The following is a 14,783-nucleotide window of genomic DNA, read 5'->3' on the forward strand; positions in this document are numbered from 1 at the left end:
GGCACGTTGCGCCGCACGCGCCTAGCGGGCGGGGGCTGTGATGGCGATTGGGGGCGGTCATAGATTTTTGCTGAAATCTTTCCGACTGTGGGGCCGGGTTTCCACGTCAGCGGGAGGGGGTCCTAAAAGGTGTTGGTATGTATATGCGAATTGATCGCTGTTTGATGTTGCAGCACTGTTGCAGAGCGACACCAACCGCTTGATGAGCAAGTGCAATTCACCGGCATGATTGATCGTCAATCAATTGGTCTGTCGCAAACTATGTCAGCATTGTTGACGTATCACGGATAGACCGCCCCGAGTGACAGTGGCACGCTTCGTGGCATCACCCGCCCATGTAATGCGGCACGCTATCCCGCGTCTTCGGATCGCGAACCAGCCGCGTATACTCGACCATATCCTCATACATACGCCGGAACATGTCGTCCGTCTCGGCACAGCGATCTGGATGATCCTTGTCGTGGCGCGTGGCGTACCATTCCAAGATGTACTTCGGGTCAGTCATGTTCCAGCCGCCGTAGCGGTTCCAGAAAGGCGATAGGTAGTCGGTCATGGCATTATCCTGCTGTAAGTGTCAGCAGATCATCGCAACAACGACTGCGCTACCCAACCGCGCTTTCAGGAGCAAAGCCCGCGCGGGGCAGCGTCTTATACGGTTGAACCAGTAACTGCGCACTTCTCTACTATAGTACTGTATAAGAGAAGTGCGCATTTACCCCGCCGACACCGCTTCCCACCAAACCGCGCCCAAGTCAGCCATGCACTGATCCACGTCCGCACCCGCCGCAATCGCGCACAGATACGGCTTCGGCTGCGCCGCCTTGTCCTTCATGCGATACTTGTGAGTTGGTTCAACGTGCTTGAGCGCACGACGCGTTGCTGCACCCCCGCCACCAAAAACACGATCAACTTCCTTGGGCGACAGCAGCGTCACATCGCCAACCCGACGCATCACTTCCGCGCTTGAAACGCATTCGTCCACCTCAATGTCGAGCCGCATCGAGTGCATGATGAACACCCGGCCCATCTTCTCGCGGCGCACAGACCGCATCCGCCCGACCGCCTGCATCAGGCTATCGACGGCCACATTCTTCAACACGGCATCCACGCGCGGATCGTCATGGCGCAACCGATACCCGGCCACGCCGCCGCCAAGTTCCCAATTCTCGGTGCGATACCATCCCATCTTTTTCACGGCGTCCTCGTCTGCATGGTGCCGCCGCGCAATCGCCTCAAGCTCATAAGGTGGCGGTGCATTCCGACCAAGGACAACCAAGTTATCAACGTCCACCCCATGCAGACGTTTGCCATCTGGAAAGTCCCAAACGTCCTTGCCCTCAACTGCTCCGTGGTGCGCGAACACGACGCGCTTGAACCGATGCTCCTTTTCAATGGCTTCGCGATGATCTTTCTTCGTGACCACGACCGTATATCCCGGCTGCGCCAAGAGCCATGAAGCCAGCCGCGCCCGCGCCTTCTTCACCCGCGTTTCCTCGACCTTGAATTGCGGGTCCGTCTTCGGGAGATCATTGATCAACTGCGACCGCTTGCCCACGGCATCCGTGACCTGCACCACCCGCGTATTCAGTTTAGGTGCTTCGATCTCGAACACCTCGATCTCTGGCCAGTGCGCCCGCAACGCAACCTCGTTGGGCGTGGCATCGAAAAGCAGCACGGTATCCACCTTTTCGAGCAGTCGCGGTTTGCGCCTCCACGCTACATCGGCCCACCAGCGCGTGAACTCCTCGCCATTGTCGTCTTTCTTGGTTTCGGCGAAGACATGCAGATGATTTTCACCGCCTTCCATGCGGGCAAGCATCGCCTTCCAGATCGACACGCAGCCAGCCCGATACGATCCCGGTTCACAGTTCGCAATGATCTGCTCGTCGGTCATGTCGGGTTCAACATGGGGCGACGGTTTCGCTTCGTATTCCAGTTCAAGGGCTTCCTGAACTTCGTCAAAGGTCAGCGTCCGAGTGTCGTCCAGTAGATCGCAATGCGCCTTGCGCGACAGTTCACTGAGGCGGTCCGGGCGCGGCGCAAGTAGATCCTCAAGCAGGACCGGCTTGTTTCCAGCCAGACGTTCGGCACAGCCCTCGTCGATGATCACCACATCGGCATCCGAAGCGATCCGCGACAGGTGCGAGATCATGGCGACCGGCGCGACCCAGTTATAGCGCCAGAAATTCATGACCTGATCGGCATAGGCACAGGATGCGAAACGCGGACACCTTTTCACTTCCTCAGTCTCGTCCAAGGACGGGAAACCGCAGATATGCTTATGCACCGACACACCGGCCCGGAACGCGGCGTTCACGGCGTCGAGACGGGAACACATGCCATCGGCAGATCGCCCACGCCACGAGGCCCAAGGCCGTTCAAGATAGTGTTCCTCGATCTCGTCAAACTGGCCGACCTGATCAAAGGCATCATACAGTCGTTTCTCCCTAGCATCGTTCAGGCGAGAAACGATCTCGGCGCACCGCTCATGGTTGGGGGCGAGGATCAGCGCCTTCACATCCCGCGACGTGACAAGCTCGACGATCTCGTGGGTCTTTCCGACGCCCAATGTGACCTTGTTCAGGAACACGCCATCCAGATCAATTTGCTCCCGCACAGCGCGGCTCAGCGCCTCAGACGCTGCGGACAGTGTTGTTTCCGGCTCGCGGTAGGCAGGTTCACCGTAAACCATGCTCTCGCCCGCGCGCATGTCGCGAAACATGCGCCGCGCTTCGCCCAACGCAGGGTCAGGCGTGCCGCTAATCGCCTTGCGCATCCGTTTCCATGTCGCAGATGGAACTTCAAGCCGGGTGAACTCGTCATGGAGTGCAGCAATCGCGTCGTCCTCCGACATGCCGGAACGCTTGCAAGACAGAATGAAATTCCAGCATTCCCCCGACACGCCACCTTCCCCGGCGTGGAGCGGGCCTGTGTTCATCTTGTAGATGCTATGCTTGCCTCGGCTGAATTGCCGCTTGAGTTCGACAAGGCCTTCGGTCGATTTGACCGGAAGCGGAACACCCATCGTAGGGTCGCCCGCAATCTCGAAAACGCGGACAGGAAATGGGTCAACGTCAACTTCTGGCGGTGCCGCGAATAACACGCGCCCAGCCTGAAAAATGCCTGCGTCAAGATATTCAACCGGAGCCGCTCGCTGCCATTCGGCAATGTCTTTCGCTGCATATTGGCCTGACAAGCTGATCCAGACATGCGCCCGGAAATCACCTGTGAACCCGGCTCGGGAAGATAGTGCCACGATAGTAGGCACAACCCCAACGGATGCCGTTCCCATCATCGTGGCGAGTTGAGCGCGAATGGTGCCTTCGGGATCGGCGCGCAGCGTTTCGTCGGAATGGCCTTCAACGTAAGGCATACCGTCCACATCAAGTACCATTATGTCCGCTGGCGGGAGCCGGAAATCGGTGCGGCGCATATCAGTGACGTTCCGACCGTCTGACGTGCCGCCGAGCACGAGACATTCGTGCGGCTGGATGCCCTCGTATAGCGAGGCAATCTGGTCAATTGTCACATCGCGGGTTGTGCCATACCAATGTGTCGGCCAGTCAATCGGTGACACCTCGGAGCCGTCAGGCAACTGCTTCTTTACCTCCGTGCCATCGGGCCGAAGAATTTTTCGAATACTCGGTTTCGAAATACCATAAACACGTGAAATTTGCATCTGCTTCTTCCTTGCAGACGCTATTACCTTGTTTTCTGGTCGGATTCCATCAAAGCATGATATATAAGCGAGTTGTTGATGCGATGGGTTCGCTTTGCTTTGATGGAATCCGACAGAGGGACGAGGTTATAGCGACTTCGTCCCTTTTTCAGTTCACACGATGAGAACGCGCCCAATCGAGAACGTCCTCCCGATCATACAGGATTGTCCGGCTCGATATGTGCAGGAATGGCGGGCCGCTTTGTGCGCCTGCATTGCGTTCCTTGCGCCAGAGGTAAAGCACTTCCTCGGAACGGTTCAGGTATTCCGCGCACTGCGCGGGCGTCATGAGGTCAGGCAGCTTTTGCTTGACCTGCAAAGCGCGCACTTCATCACGAAGCGCACGGATTTCTTGTGTGATTTCTTCCATCGACAGGTTCCTTCACGTTCAGATTAGACGCAGGCCTGTTGATGTGCTGGCGGATGCCTTCATACGATCCGCCACCAGCCCCTGATGGATCGAATATGGTCACGCCGGTTGGTTCAGCCGCACAGCGACACCGACGCGTGACCACATTAGCGCCTGCCTCCGATCTGGACAACATTCGAAGAAGGTACTGCCCCACATTCCACCTCAATCTGTTTCGCGATGGCGTTGGCGTGCCGATGCGCTGCCGATCCCTGATCGTAGATTCCTTGCACACCTTTCTCCACGTCACCGCGCAACTGGTCGATGATGTATGCGGGCAGGTCAGCGCGGCGGGCGGCAGTCGTAAACAGGCGGCGGCAATCGTGCGGGCGCAAGACATTGCCGCCGTCTGACAATCGGTCTGGGTGGTAGATATGTTTCTCGGTATCATGCTGCGGGAAGACCCATTCACTGTGCTTCGGCAGCGCCTCAAGCAAGGCGACAACGCGGTCAGCTAAGGGGAACATACCCACGCGCCCGTTCTTCAATCGTGCGACCCGGAGCTTGCGCGCTGTGAGATCAATATCGTCCCAGCGCGGGGTAATTACGTTTCCGGCGCGGAGGCCCGTGAACAGCATCAACTCGAAGGCGGCTGCAATGATCTGGTTGGAAGCCCTTTTCGCCTCAATTAGATCGAGGGCAGGCCACCGCTCATCCGCGTCGAACTTGACCGAGTTGTCGGGCTGGTAGGTCTTGGTATCGACTTTCAGATCGTCCGCGACATTGAAGCAGCGGCGGACAGCAGCCGCACGTTTAAACGACGTTCGGATGATCTGGGCTAGGTGTTTCTGAGTGGCAACGCCTTTGTGGCGCATAACTGCTGCCTCAAGGTGATCAAGCGTGATGTCTTCGATCTTCATCTCGAACAAATCGGCCATGTTGTTGCGCACTTGCGTCCGGTATTCACCTTTTGTTCTTTCAGAGGCATTTGAGCGTCTGATATGGGACTCAAGCGCATCGCCCAGCGTGTTGATGCCGGTCGATGCGGCGTCCGTGCGGGTGGTGACAGCCTCCATCTTTTCGACCGCTACATCACGGGCGGCGAAGACGGTGGGCAAGTATGGCCATGCGCCAAGTGTGATGGAGCGCACCTTGCCATTAATGCGCTTTGACAGCACCCACGTCTTCGTGGTCGCGCCGACTGCAAGCCGGATGCCGCGCGCATCAGGGTCGGCTTTGATCGAAGGGTCGGAATACATGATTGTCTTGCCGGGGGTTGGTTTGATCTTCGCAACGTCCGGGCGTTTGGTCAGGCTATGGTTTGGCATTTCTCTGCAACATCCTCTGCAACATTCAGTAACGGCATACTACGGTATACAACTATAGGTTGACCAGATGTTTTTCGTTGCAGAACAGTGCTTTACCTTGTTTTTATGACGTATTCCGGTGTGCTCGGTTTCATCAGTAAGTTCTTTGTAATCAGAGGGTCTGCGGTTCGAATCCGTATGGGGGCACCATTTCCGCACCGCCAGTTCCAGCCAAACCCCGGCGTCATTTTGGCCGCAGCAGCTCTTTGGCACCGCCCGCAATCAGCAGGCTGGCATCTTTCAGTGGCACAATCGGTGCGATGGTGGAGGGAGCAGCGAGGTAGCGGGGCCGCCACTCCGGATCAAACTTTTCCTTGAACGCCCGCAAGCCTTTGAAATTGTAGAAATGCGCGCCGTGGCGGTAAACGATCGCGCCCAGACGGTTCCATGTTTTCGCATTCGGCCCCGCGTCGATCCCCGACAACGGCGCCATGCCGAGTGAGAATTGGGTGAAACCGCCCGTGCGCAGTTGCAACATCAGTTCGATAAACATGAAATCCATCGTGTTTTTGGGTGCAGCATCGGTATAGCGCATCAGGTCGATGGCGGCATTCTGCTGCGTGCCCCCGGTCAGAATATTCGCGAACGCCACCACCTCGCCCTGATACCGGATTAACGCCAGATCACCTTGGTTGAGCCACGCCTCATCAAACCGCCCGACGGAAAACCCCTTCTCCGATGCGTGTTTCTCGGCGAGCCACCCGTCAGAAACACTTCGCAGCCGTCTCAGCAATTCTGGGTCATGCGGCGGCGGAACGCGGGTTAGCGTCAACCCGTCGCGCAGGGCGCGGCTGTGCGCGCTGCGCAGTTTCTTGCGCTCGGGTCCATCGAGTGAAAACCCACGCAGGTCAACGACCGCTTCTTCGCCCATCTTGAACAGGTTCATGCCCAGATCCAGCATCAGGGGCAACGCTTCAACCGACACTTCGTAAAACACCGGTCGGGAGCCAGCAGCGCGGGCGGCGTCGGTAAAGGCAAAACCCACTTCCTGCGCGCTGTCATCGGGGCCAACCGGCCCACCCAGCGCGATCCATGACCGGCCTTGCACCGCATACATGATGAAAGCAGCCCCATCGTCGCTGAAAATCAATGCCTTATCCCCACTCAGCGCGAATGCCGCCTCCGGCTCTGCGGTCTGGGCGATGATGGCGCGCGCCTGGGCCAGCGTCACAGCATCAGGCAAATTCGGGATCACCCGCGGCGCGCGCATCAACAGAACCAGCACCACCGCCGAAAGCGAGACGGCCCCCAGCAAACCGGCCCGCAACGCCCGCGGTACATGGGCATCCACCGCGTATTTCCACCAAATCTCATTCGAAAACGCCGTACTTTTGGCAGTGAAGACCAGCACGAAGCTGCACGACACAACCAAAAGCCCAAGCAACAGCAGCCAATGTTGCGAAAGCGGTTCATGCAGCAGGCTGGAGCGGCGGCGAAACTCTGACCTGAACGGCAGCAGGATCGCGGCAACCAGGGCCAACCCACCTGCCCGCTCATAATCCAGCCCGCTGACAAGGGCCGTCGCCATGCCGACGCCAAGTGCCGCCAGCGTCAGCACGAAGGCAGCACTGCTGCGCCGGTAAAGTGCATGTGACAGGATCACCAGACCGACACCGAGCAGGCTGGAAAGCAGTGCGCCACCTTCAACAAAGGCCAACGGGAACAGCATCTCTGTCGCCTCCGACGCCTTCGACAAGGGCGGCACCAGCGCCGAAAACGACATCAGGATGCCGGAACCGAAAACCATGCCAGCGATCGCGAGCGGGATGATCGGCCCTGCCGCGCGCAATGCGGGTGCAATGGCCTGCATGATCCGGCCGGTTTGCCTCCTTGCACCGCTGCCGCGCACAACGACCAGTGCCTCGAACACTGCAAGCACGATCAGCGCAATCAGGAAGGGCACCAGAAAATAGGTGATGCGGAACAGCAAAAGTGCTGCCGCCGCCTGCCCGACCGGAATTGAGGCTGGCAACGCGGCCAGCACCACGGTTTCAAACACGCCGATGCCGCCGGGGACGTGGCTGATGACCCCCGCCATGACCGCAGCCGCGAAAACAGCAACGAAGGCAAGATAGCCAAGGTCGCTCTGCGGCAGCAGGATGTAGAGCGTCAGCGCCGCGAATGCGATATCGCCCAGTGAAAACACCACCTGCCCCAACACCACCGGCAGCGAGGGTGCGCGCAGCGAAAAGCGGCCGAGCGTGATGGATTTCTGGCTGATGGATGTCCAAAGCAGCGGCACCGTGATGATCACAATCGCAAGCAGCGACAGCAGCCGCAAGGACGATGGTGCAAGCGGCAACAGGCTTCCCAGCGCCCCCGGATGCAACGCCAGGGCCGCACAGCCCACGAGACTCGCAGCAACCCCGAAGCTGACCGCCGCAAAGGTCGACACGGCAGCGACATCATAGGCGTCCAGACCCAGCCCGGAATAAATCCGGTATCGCACCGCGCCGCCGGAAATCGCCGCCAGCCCGATTGTATTGCCAAAGGCATAGGCAAGCAGCCCACCGGTGATCGTCACCGCCACCGATTGCGGTTTACCGATGTAGTGAAGCGCCGACCAATCATAGCCGACAAGGCACAGATACCCCAAAAGCGTCGTCAACAGCGCGGCCCCCATCGTGGTGAAGGGCACTGCCCGCACCTGCGCCATCACCTGTGAAAGCTGCACCGGGGCCAGCACATGATAAAGTGCTGCGGCACCTGCCGCAAACAGTGTCAATGTCACGACCACCGGCGCGATGTGCTTTGTCCGTTGCCAGAGCGCGCTGACGAATGTGGTGAAGCGTGTTTCGGTCATCCGGTCTGCTGTGCTTTCGTCATCGGCGACACGCCATGTCCTTAATGTCCGAAGTCGCAGGGAAACGCAAAGCCCTGAATTTTCAACCACGGAATTCCCGCCGGTCTTTCCCGCGTGTTCTGCTGCCGCAAGACCGGATCGGCCAAGGGCGGTCGGTTCCGGTCGTGCTCAGCGCAGGAAAGTGTTGCGCAGCAACGATCTTACCGGTTTCAGCCATTCCTCCCGCTGTGCGTTCGCCCCGAACAGGATTTTTTTGGAATGTCCGTACGCTCATTTTCCGCGTTGACCTGAACACGGCTTACATGGCGGGTTTATGGGCGTCGCGCTGCGCCCGGACCGGCACCAGATCAATCGCCGGGCGGAAACTGTCCGCCTGTGCTGCGGCCCACCAATCGGCATATTCGGTGTCCTCCGGTTCTTCCAGCAAGATGCCAGCGGGCAGGAAGCTATGAACCCGGTCCATAGGCACCGCCTTTTCCGGGCCGACGCGGTGCATCAGGTGATGCGGCTGCAAATCATTTGGATGTTTGAACCCGGCGGCGGCAACGATATCGGACAGCGCCTCCACGGTTTTTGCGTGGAAACGTGCGGCGCGCTGGCCCTGAACCTGCGGGATCAACCCGCGTTGGCGACCCGGATTTTGCGTGGTGACACCGGTTGGGCAGGTGCCCAAATGGCAGCGTTGCGCCTGAATACAGCCGACCGACATCATGAAGGCGCGGGCGGCGTTGCACCAGTCGGCACCAATCGCAAGGTTCTGCGCCAAGCCCATGCCCGAATAGACCTTGCCGCTCGCGGCAAGCCGAACCCGGTCTTTCACACCTGCGCCGACCAGAGCATTGCGCATCAGCACAAGCCCATCCTTCAACGGCATCCCGACCCAATCGGACAGTTCGACCGGCGCGGCGCCAGTGCCGCCTTCGCCGCCATCAACCACGATGAAATCCGGGTAAATCCCGGTTTCGATCATCGCTTTCACCAGTGCAAAGGGCTCATGCGGTTGGCCGATACACAGCTTCAACCCCACGGGCTTGCCGCCCGACAGATCGCGCATCCTCGCCGCAAATTCCATCATCCCGATCGGAGTGGAAAACGCCGAATGGCCGCGTGGCGACAGGCAATCCTGATGCGCAGGCACCCCGCGAATCCTTGCTATTTCCTCTGTCACCTTGGCGGCGGGCAACAACCCACCATGACCCGGCTTTGCGCCCTGGCTCAACTTGATCTCGGTCATCTTCACCGCATCATGGGCTGCCGCGTCCTGAAACTTCTGCGGGTCAAAATGCCCGCGCGCATCGCGCGCACCGAAATAGCCGGAACCGAGCTCCCAGACCACATCGCCGCCGTGCTCAAGATGATAGGGCGACAGGCCACCTTCCCCGGTGTCATGGTAAAACCCACCCTGCTTTGCACCAATATTCAATGCCCGCACCGCATTGGCGGACAGCGCGCCAAAGCTCATCGCGCTGATGTTCAGCACGGAAGCGGAATAGGGTTGTTTGGTTTGCGCATTGCCGACCGTCACCCGGGGGCTGCGATCCGGGTCCGGCTCTGGGCTGATCGAATGGCTAACCCAGTGATAATTCGCCGCCTCCACATCCCGCTCGGTGCCGAAAGCCTGGGTATCGGTTTCGCCGCGCGCCCGCGCATGGATCAGGTTGCGCGCATCAAAGGAATAGGGCGTGCCGTTCAAGTCATCTTCAACGATATAGGCGCGCAGATAGGGGCGCAGGCGATAGAACAACCAGCGTATGCGGCCCGCAACCGGGAAGTTTCGCGTGATGGTCCAGTCGCGCTGGAAAAAGTCATAGGCACCCAAGGCCACCACGGCAAGGCAAAGCAGCGCAAACCACAGCCACCCGTTGAACAGGGCGAACACCGCAAGGATCAGGGCAACAAGCGGAATGATCGCGCGTTTCAAAAGATCAAACATCGGCGTTCCCTTCATGTCATGCGAAGGCAATCACCGTCGCGCCGTTCGGCCACAGCGTCAACCCGCATCCCTCACCGCTTGCCTGCGGTGTCGTGCAGCCCCGCCAATACCAAAATTTGCCGATTTGGGACGCGGCACTTCCCACCGACGCGCCTTGCGGATATGATGCGCCGAAGCGAAACATGCGCGGGCATGGCATGGTGCCGTTCTGCGGATGCTTCGATCAAAGCGCGACACAGAATTCGTGCGGCAGTAGGGGCAAATAATGGTGCGGGCAATGCTTAGGGTTTTTCTATTGACGACAGCGGCGGCGGTTGGTCTTTCAGCCTGCCAAGCCAATGACAAGGCATTGACAGAAAACGACAATCCGGAAGCGGGTGTTGCCAGTGAAACCTCCACCCGTCTGGTGGACCGCGATGTTGAGGCACCGCAGGTCTTTCAGGTCACCGACAGCGCACTGTGGGATGGCCGCCCTTCGCTTGGCGGTGTTTGGGTTGCTTCACCCGATGCGGTGGATCCGGAGCGCGTGATCCTGCGCAACCCGTCCAATGGCAAATTTGTGATCGCGGCGTTATTCCGGCGTGAGCGGATCAACCCCGGCCCGAAGCTGCAAATCTCCTCCGATGCGGCGGCGGCGCTTGATATTCTGGCCGGGCAACCGACCAAGATCAATGTCACCGCCCTGCGCCGTGAGGAAGCCCCGGCAACGGTGCCGGATGCGGCGCGCCCGATCCTTGACAAGAATGAAGCGGTGAAAACCACATCGATTGACGCGGTAGCCAGCGCCGGGCTGGACAAGGTAGATGCCAAGCCAACAGAGACAACGCCAACCGCAACCCCGAAACCCGCCGCACCCAAGCCCACCGCCGCCAAACCTGCGACAGGCGGCGGGAAGTCCCTGATCCAGATCGGCATCTTCAGTCTGGAAGCCAACGCCAAACGCGCCGAAGCCACGTTGTCCAAAGCCGGAGTCCCCGCCAAGGTTTCCAAGGAAAGCAGCCAAGGCAAAACCTTCTGGCGTGTGACGGCGGGGCCAACCGACGCTGCAAGCCGGGCTGCTACACTGTCGAAAGTCAAAGGGCTCGGCTTCTCGGACGCCTACTTCGTCTCGCGCTGATCCTACAGAAAGGACCCTACATGCTGTTCAAACGTCTTCTTTGCGCCCTGTTCCTGCTGCCGTTCTTCGGCCAAGCTCAGGCGTTCGAAACACGGGCGACGGCGGCTTGGGTTTATGACATGGCGACACAAACCGTGCTGATGGACAAGAACGCCGATGTGCAACTGCCCCCGGCGTCGATGTCGAAGCTGATGACATTGAACATGCTGTTCGAGGCGCTTCGTGACGGGCGGGTGACAATGGACACCACGTTCAACGTCTCCACCCGTGCCAAGAACATGGGCGGCTCCACCATGTTCCTGAATGAACGCGATCACCCGACGGTGGAACAACTCCTGCACGGGATCATCATCAATTCCGGCAACGATGCCTGTGTGGTGGTTGCCGAAGGCTTGGCGGGAACGGAAGACGCCTTTGCGGCGCAGATGACGCAGCGCGCAGCCGCACTTGGCATGACAAATTCGCATTTCGCCAATGCGTCGGGCTGGCCCGACGCGGCGCAACGCATGTCCATGCGCGATCTTGGTATTCTGGCGCGGCGCCTGATCACGGAATTTCCGGAATATTACCCGATCTTTTCCGAAACCGAGTTCAATTTCGCTGACCGCGCCCCGGCAAACCGACACAACCGCAACCCGATGCTGAAGCTCGGCGGTGGCGCGGATGGGTTGAAAACCGGCCACACCGAGGAGGCGGGCTATGGTCTTGTCGGCTCCGCCAAGCAGGGGGATCGGCGGGTGATTTTCGTGATCACCGGACTAACCTCCGAAAAGGAACGTGCCGAGGAAGCGGACCGGATGATGAGTTGGGCGTTCCGGCAATTCGTGCTGCGAACCGTGGTCAAAGCCGGTCAGCGGGTGGCGGTTGCCAATGTCTGGCTTGGCGATGCGGCGACGGTCGGGCTGGTCACGGCGGAAGATGTTTCCATGTTGGTGCCGGCCTTGGTGCAAGATGGTGTGAAAGCCGAGGTGAGCTATACCGGCCCGTTGCAAGCGCCTATTGCGGTGGGGGCGGAGGTGGCCAATCTGGTCATCACCGTGCCGGGCCTGCCGGAGCGCCGCGTCGCTTTGCTGACAGAAAATGCCGTCGGCCCGGCTGGCTTCATGCAGCGGGTGCAAAAGGCTGCAACAGTTCTTTACGCCCGCTTTGCCAAGACGGCAGAACCTGCAACCTGATATGGCGGCGGCTGGCCTGTTCATAAGTTTCGAAGGCATCGACGGCTCCGGCAAAAGCACGCAGGCGCGGCTTTTGGCTGATGCTTTGCGCGGACTTGGGCACCAAGTTTTGTTGACCCGTGAACCCGGCGGCAGTCCAGGCGCCGAGGAAATCCGCCGCCTGGTGCTGGAAGGGGATCCCGCGCGCTGGTCGCCGGAAACCGAGATCCTGCTGTTTACCGCCGCGCGCCGCGATCATCTGGAAAAGACCATCCGCCCCGCCCTTCTGCGCGGTGACATCGTGATAACCGACCGCTTTGCCGACAGCACCCGGATGTATCAGGGCATTCAGCGCGGTGATGGGGCAGACCTGCGGGCAATGGTGGATGAGTTGCATACCCGCATGATCGGGGTGGAGCCGGACCTGACGGTTTTGATCGACATTGACGCCAAAACCGGCCATTCCCGCGCGGTTTCCCGCGCCGGGCTGGAACAACGGTTTGAAGATATGGGCAGCGCCATGCAGGCCCGGCTGCGTGAAGGCTTCATTGCGCTGGCGCGAGTGGAGCCGCGTTTTATCGTGATCGACGGCGCGCGCGAAGCAGAAGCGGTTGCCGCCGATGTGCTGACAGCAACGCTTCTGAGGTTGGCATGAGCCGCGCGCCGAAAACCGCGCCGGAGGATCGGCCGGAGCCTGACCGCGTAACAGGTGCAGCGCATCCGCGCGAAACCACCCTGCTGATCGGGCATCACACAGCGGAACAGGTCTTTCTGGATGCGTTCAACGCCGACAAACTGCATCACGCCTGGATGATTACCGGACCGTTGGGCCTTGGCAAGGCCACGCTGGCGTGGAAGATCGCGCGCTTCCTGCTGGCGACACCCGACGATGATGGTGGCATGTTCGCGCCGCCGAAGCCGCAAAGCCTTGAAATCCCCGCCGATCACCCGGTCTGTCATCGGCTTTTGGCGCTGTCTGAACCGCGCCTGTTCCTGTTGCGCCGCGCTTGGGATGACGAGAAAAACAAGTTGAAATCTGTGATCTCGGTCGATGAGGTTCGCAAGATGAAAAACTACTTCTCGTTGTCTGCGGCTGATGGTGGCCGCCGTGTCGCGATCATCGACGCGGTGGATGAGATGAACATCGCCGCCGCCAATGCCCTGCTGAAACTGCTGGAGGAACCGCCGCCCAACGTGACGCTGCTGCTAGTCAGCCATCAACCGTCGCGCCTGTTGCCGACCATCCGGTCGCGCTGTCGGGAATTGCGACTCTCTCCGCTTGGCGCGGCCGATATGGCAACCGCCCTTGCAGCGACCGGCGATGCACCCGATGATCCGATGCCACTGGCGGAGCTTTCGGGCGGCTCGGTGGGGGAGGCGATCCGCATCATGAACCTTGACGGGTTGCGGGTTTATGCGGGTCTTGTCACGCTGTTTGCCACCCTGCCCCGGCTTGACCGCACCCGCGCGCTGGCGCTGGCTGATCAGGGGGCGGGGCGCGGCAATGAGGAAAAATTCGATCTGATCCTGATGCTGATTGATATGTTCCTTGCGCGTCTTGCCCGCGCGGGCAGCATTGGCTTTTGCCCTCCCGAAGCCGCAAAGGGTGAGGCCGAACTGATCGCGCGTCTTTCCCCCAATCCGCAGGCTGCCCGCTTATGGGCCGATCTGGCGCAAAGCCTTGGCACGCGGGCGCGGCGCGGGCGGGCGGTCAACCTTGACCCCGCCGCCCTTCTCATGGATATGCTTTTACAGATCGACGAGACGGCAGGAACCCTCGTCCAAAGGTAGGCGGAGATGACCGAACAAACCCCAGAGGTTGCGCCGGAAATCGTGGACAGTCATTGCCACCTCGATTTCCCGGATTTTGCGGGCGAACTGCCGGATATCATCGCCCGCGCGCATGCCGCAGGCGTCAAGCGCATGGTCACGATTTGCACCAAGCTGAAGAATGAGCCCGTCGTCCGCGCGATTGCCGAAAGCAACCCTTCGGTTTTCTACGCCGCAGGGACCCACCCGATGAGCGTGGCAACAGAACCGATGGCAAGCGTTGACCAGTTGGTGGCACTTGCCCGCCACCCGAAACTTGTCGGCATCGGCGAGTCCGGGCTTGATTATCACTACACCGCCGAAAGTGCCGCAGCGCAACGCGACAGCTTGCATGTCCATATCGCAGCGGCGCGGGAAACCCGGCTGCCGCTGATCATCCATGCCCGAGCAGCGGACGACGACATGGCGCGCATCCTGACGGAGGAATACCACAACGGCGCTTATAACTGCGTGATGCATTGCTTTTCCTCCAGCGCGGAACTTGCGCGCGCAGCACTTGATCTTGGCTTCTA

11 protein-coding genes are annotated in these 14,783 nt (G+C 59.9%); 5 read left to right on the forward strand and 6 right to left on the reverse strand.

The genetic code is table 11. The features are described 5' to 3' along the window. Positions 1-325: 325 nt before the first annotated feature. From L0H65_RS04650 to L0H65_RS04675, 6 genes are all read right to left on the reverse strand, one after another. On the reverse strand, positions 326-553 hold the full coding sequence (locus L0H65_RS04650) for a hypothetical protein (RefSeq protein ID WP_301457665.1): 228 nt from the start codon (positions 551-553) through the stop codon (positions 326-328). Positions 554-712: 159 nt separating this feature from the next. Then, positions 713-3,679 (reverse strand): hypothetical protein, encoded by a 2,967-nt coding sequence (locus L0H65_RS04655; protein WP_301457666.1) that lies wholly within the window; start codon positions 3,677-3,679, stop codon positions 713-715. Between the two features lie 148 nt (positions 3,680-3,827). Continuing rightward, positions 3,828-4,088, reverse strand: coding sequence for an AlpA family transcriptional regulator (locus tag L0H65_RS04660; protein WP_301457667.1), 261 nt, complete (start codon positions 4,086-4,088; stop codon positions 3,828-3,830). 146 nt (positions 4,089-4,234) lie between these two features. After that, on the reverse strand, positions 4,235-5,245 hold the full coding sequence (locus L0H65_RS04665) for a tyrosine-type recombinase/integrase (RefSeq protein ID WP_301457668.1): 1,011 nt from the start codon (positions 5,243-5,245) through the stop codon (positions 4,235-4,237). Between the two features lie 373 nt (positions 5,246-5,618). Continuing rightward, positions 5,619-8,237, reverse strand: coding sequence for a bifunctional lysylphosphatidylglycerol flippase/synthetase MprF (gene mprF, locus L0H65_RS04670; RefSeq protein WP_301457669.1), 2,619 nt, complete (start codon positions 8,235-8,237; stop codon positions 5,619-5,621). Positions 8,238-8,535: 298 nt separating this feature from the next. Continuing rightward, positions 8,536-10,170, reverse strand: a complete 1,635-nt coding sequence (locus L0H65_RS04675; RefSeq protein WP_301457670.1) for an FMN-binding glutamate synthase family protein — start codon at positions 10,168-10,170, stop codon at positions 8,536-8,538. Between the two features lie 277 nt (positions 10,171-10,447). On the opposite strand from L0H65_RS04675, the gene L0H65_RS04680 reads away from it, so the two are divergent. From L0H65_RS04680 to L0H65_RS04700, 5 genes are all read left to right on the forward strand, one after another. Then, a complete protein-coding gene (locus L0H65_RS04680) occupies positions 10,448-11,287 on the forward strand; it encodes an SPOR domain-containing protein (RefSeq protein WP_301457671.1) in 840 nt (279 codons plus the stop codon). A 20-nt stretch (positions 11,288-11,307) separates the two neighbouring features. Further along, positions 11,308-12,462: a D-alanyl-D-alanine carboxypeptidase family protein gene (locus L0H65_RS04685; RefSeq protein WP_301457672.1), complete on the forward strand. Its 1,155-nt coding sequence runs from the start codon at positions 11,308-11,310 to the stop codon at positions 12,460-12,462. A gap of 1 nt (position 12,463) precedes the next feature. Beyond that, on the forward strand, positions 12,464-13,096 hold the full coding sequence (tmk, locus tag L0H65_RS04690) for a dTMP kinase (protein ID WP_301457673.1): 633 nt from the start codon (positions 12,464-12,466) through the stop codon (positions 13,094-13,096). Beyond that, positions 13,093-14,232, forward strand: a complete 1,140-nt coding sequence (locus tag L0H65_RS04695) for a DNA polymerase III subunit delta' (protein ID WP_301457674.1) — start codon at positions 13,093-13,095, stop codon at positions 14,230-14,232. The genes tmk and L0H65_RS04695 overlap by 4 nt, the downstream gene beginning before the upstream one ends. 6 nt (positions 14,233-14,238) lie before the next feature. After that, on the forward strand, positions 14,239-14,783 hold a 545-nt coding region (locus L0H65_RS04700; RefSeq protein WP_301457675.1), incomplete at its 3' end, for a TatD family hydrolase.

It is taken from the genome of Pseudorhodobacter sp., from assembly GCF_030452865.1.
Lineage (GTDB): Bacteria > Pseudomonadota > Alphaproteobacteria > Rhodobacterales > Rhodobacteraceae > Pseudorhodobacter.

What these genes read in the sequence shown, in the direction of transcription:
- L0H65_RS04650 (WP_301457665.1), bottom strand. Translation starts at nt 553, where the DNA reads ATGACCGACTACCTATCGCCTTTCTGGAACCGCTACGGCGGCTGGAAC.
- L0H65_RS04655 (WP_301457666.1), bottom strand. Translation starts at nt 3,679, where the DNA reads ATGCAAATTTCACGTGTTTATGGTATTTCGAAACCGAGTATTCGAAAA.
- L0H65_RS04660 (WP_301457667.1), bottom strand. Translation starts at nt 4,088, where the DNA reads ATGGAAGAAATCACACAAGAAATCCGTGCGCTTCGTGATGAAGTGCGC.
- mprF (WP_301457669.1), bottom strand. Translation starts at nt 8,237, where the DNA reads ATGACCGAAACACGCTTCACCACATTCGTCAGCGCGCTCTGGCAACGG.
- L0H65_RS04675 (WP_301457670.1), bottom strand. Translation starts at nt 10,170, where the DNA reads ATGTTTGATCTTTTGAAACGCGCGATCATTCCGCTTGTTGCCCTGATC.
- L0H65_RS04680 (WP_301457671.1), top strand. Translation starts at nt 10,448, where the DNA reads ATGCTTAGGGTTTTTCTATTGACGACAGCGGCGGCGGTTGGTCTTTCA.
- L0H65_RS04685 (WP_301457672.1), top strand. Translation starts at nt 11,308, where the DNA reads ATGCTGTTCAAACGTCTTCTTTGCGCCCTGTTCCTGCTGCCGTTCTTC.
- tmk (WP_301457673.1), top strand. Translation starts at nt 12,464, where the DNA reads ATGGCGGCGGCTGGCCTGTTCATAAGTTTCGAAGGCATCGACGGCTCC.
- L0H65_RS04695 (WP_301457674.1), top strand. Translation starts at nt 13,093, where the DNA reads ATGAGCCGCGCGCCGAAAACCGCGCCGGAGGATCGGCCGGAGCCTGAC.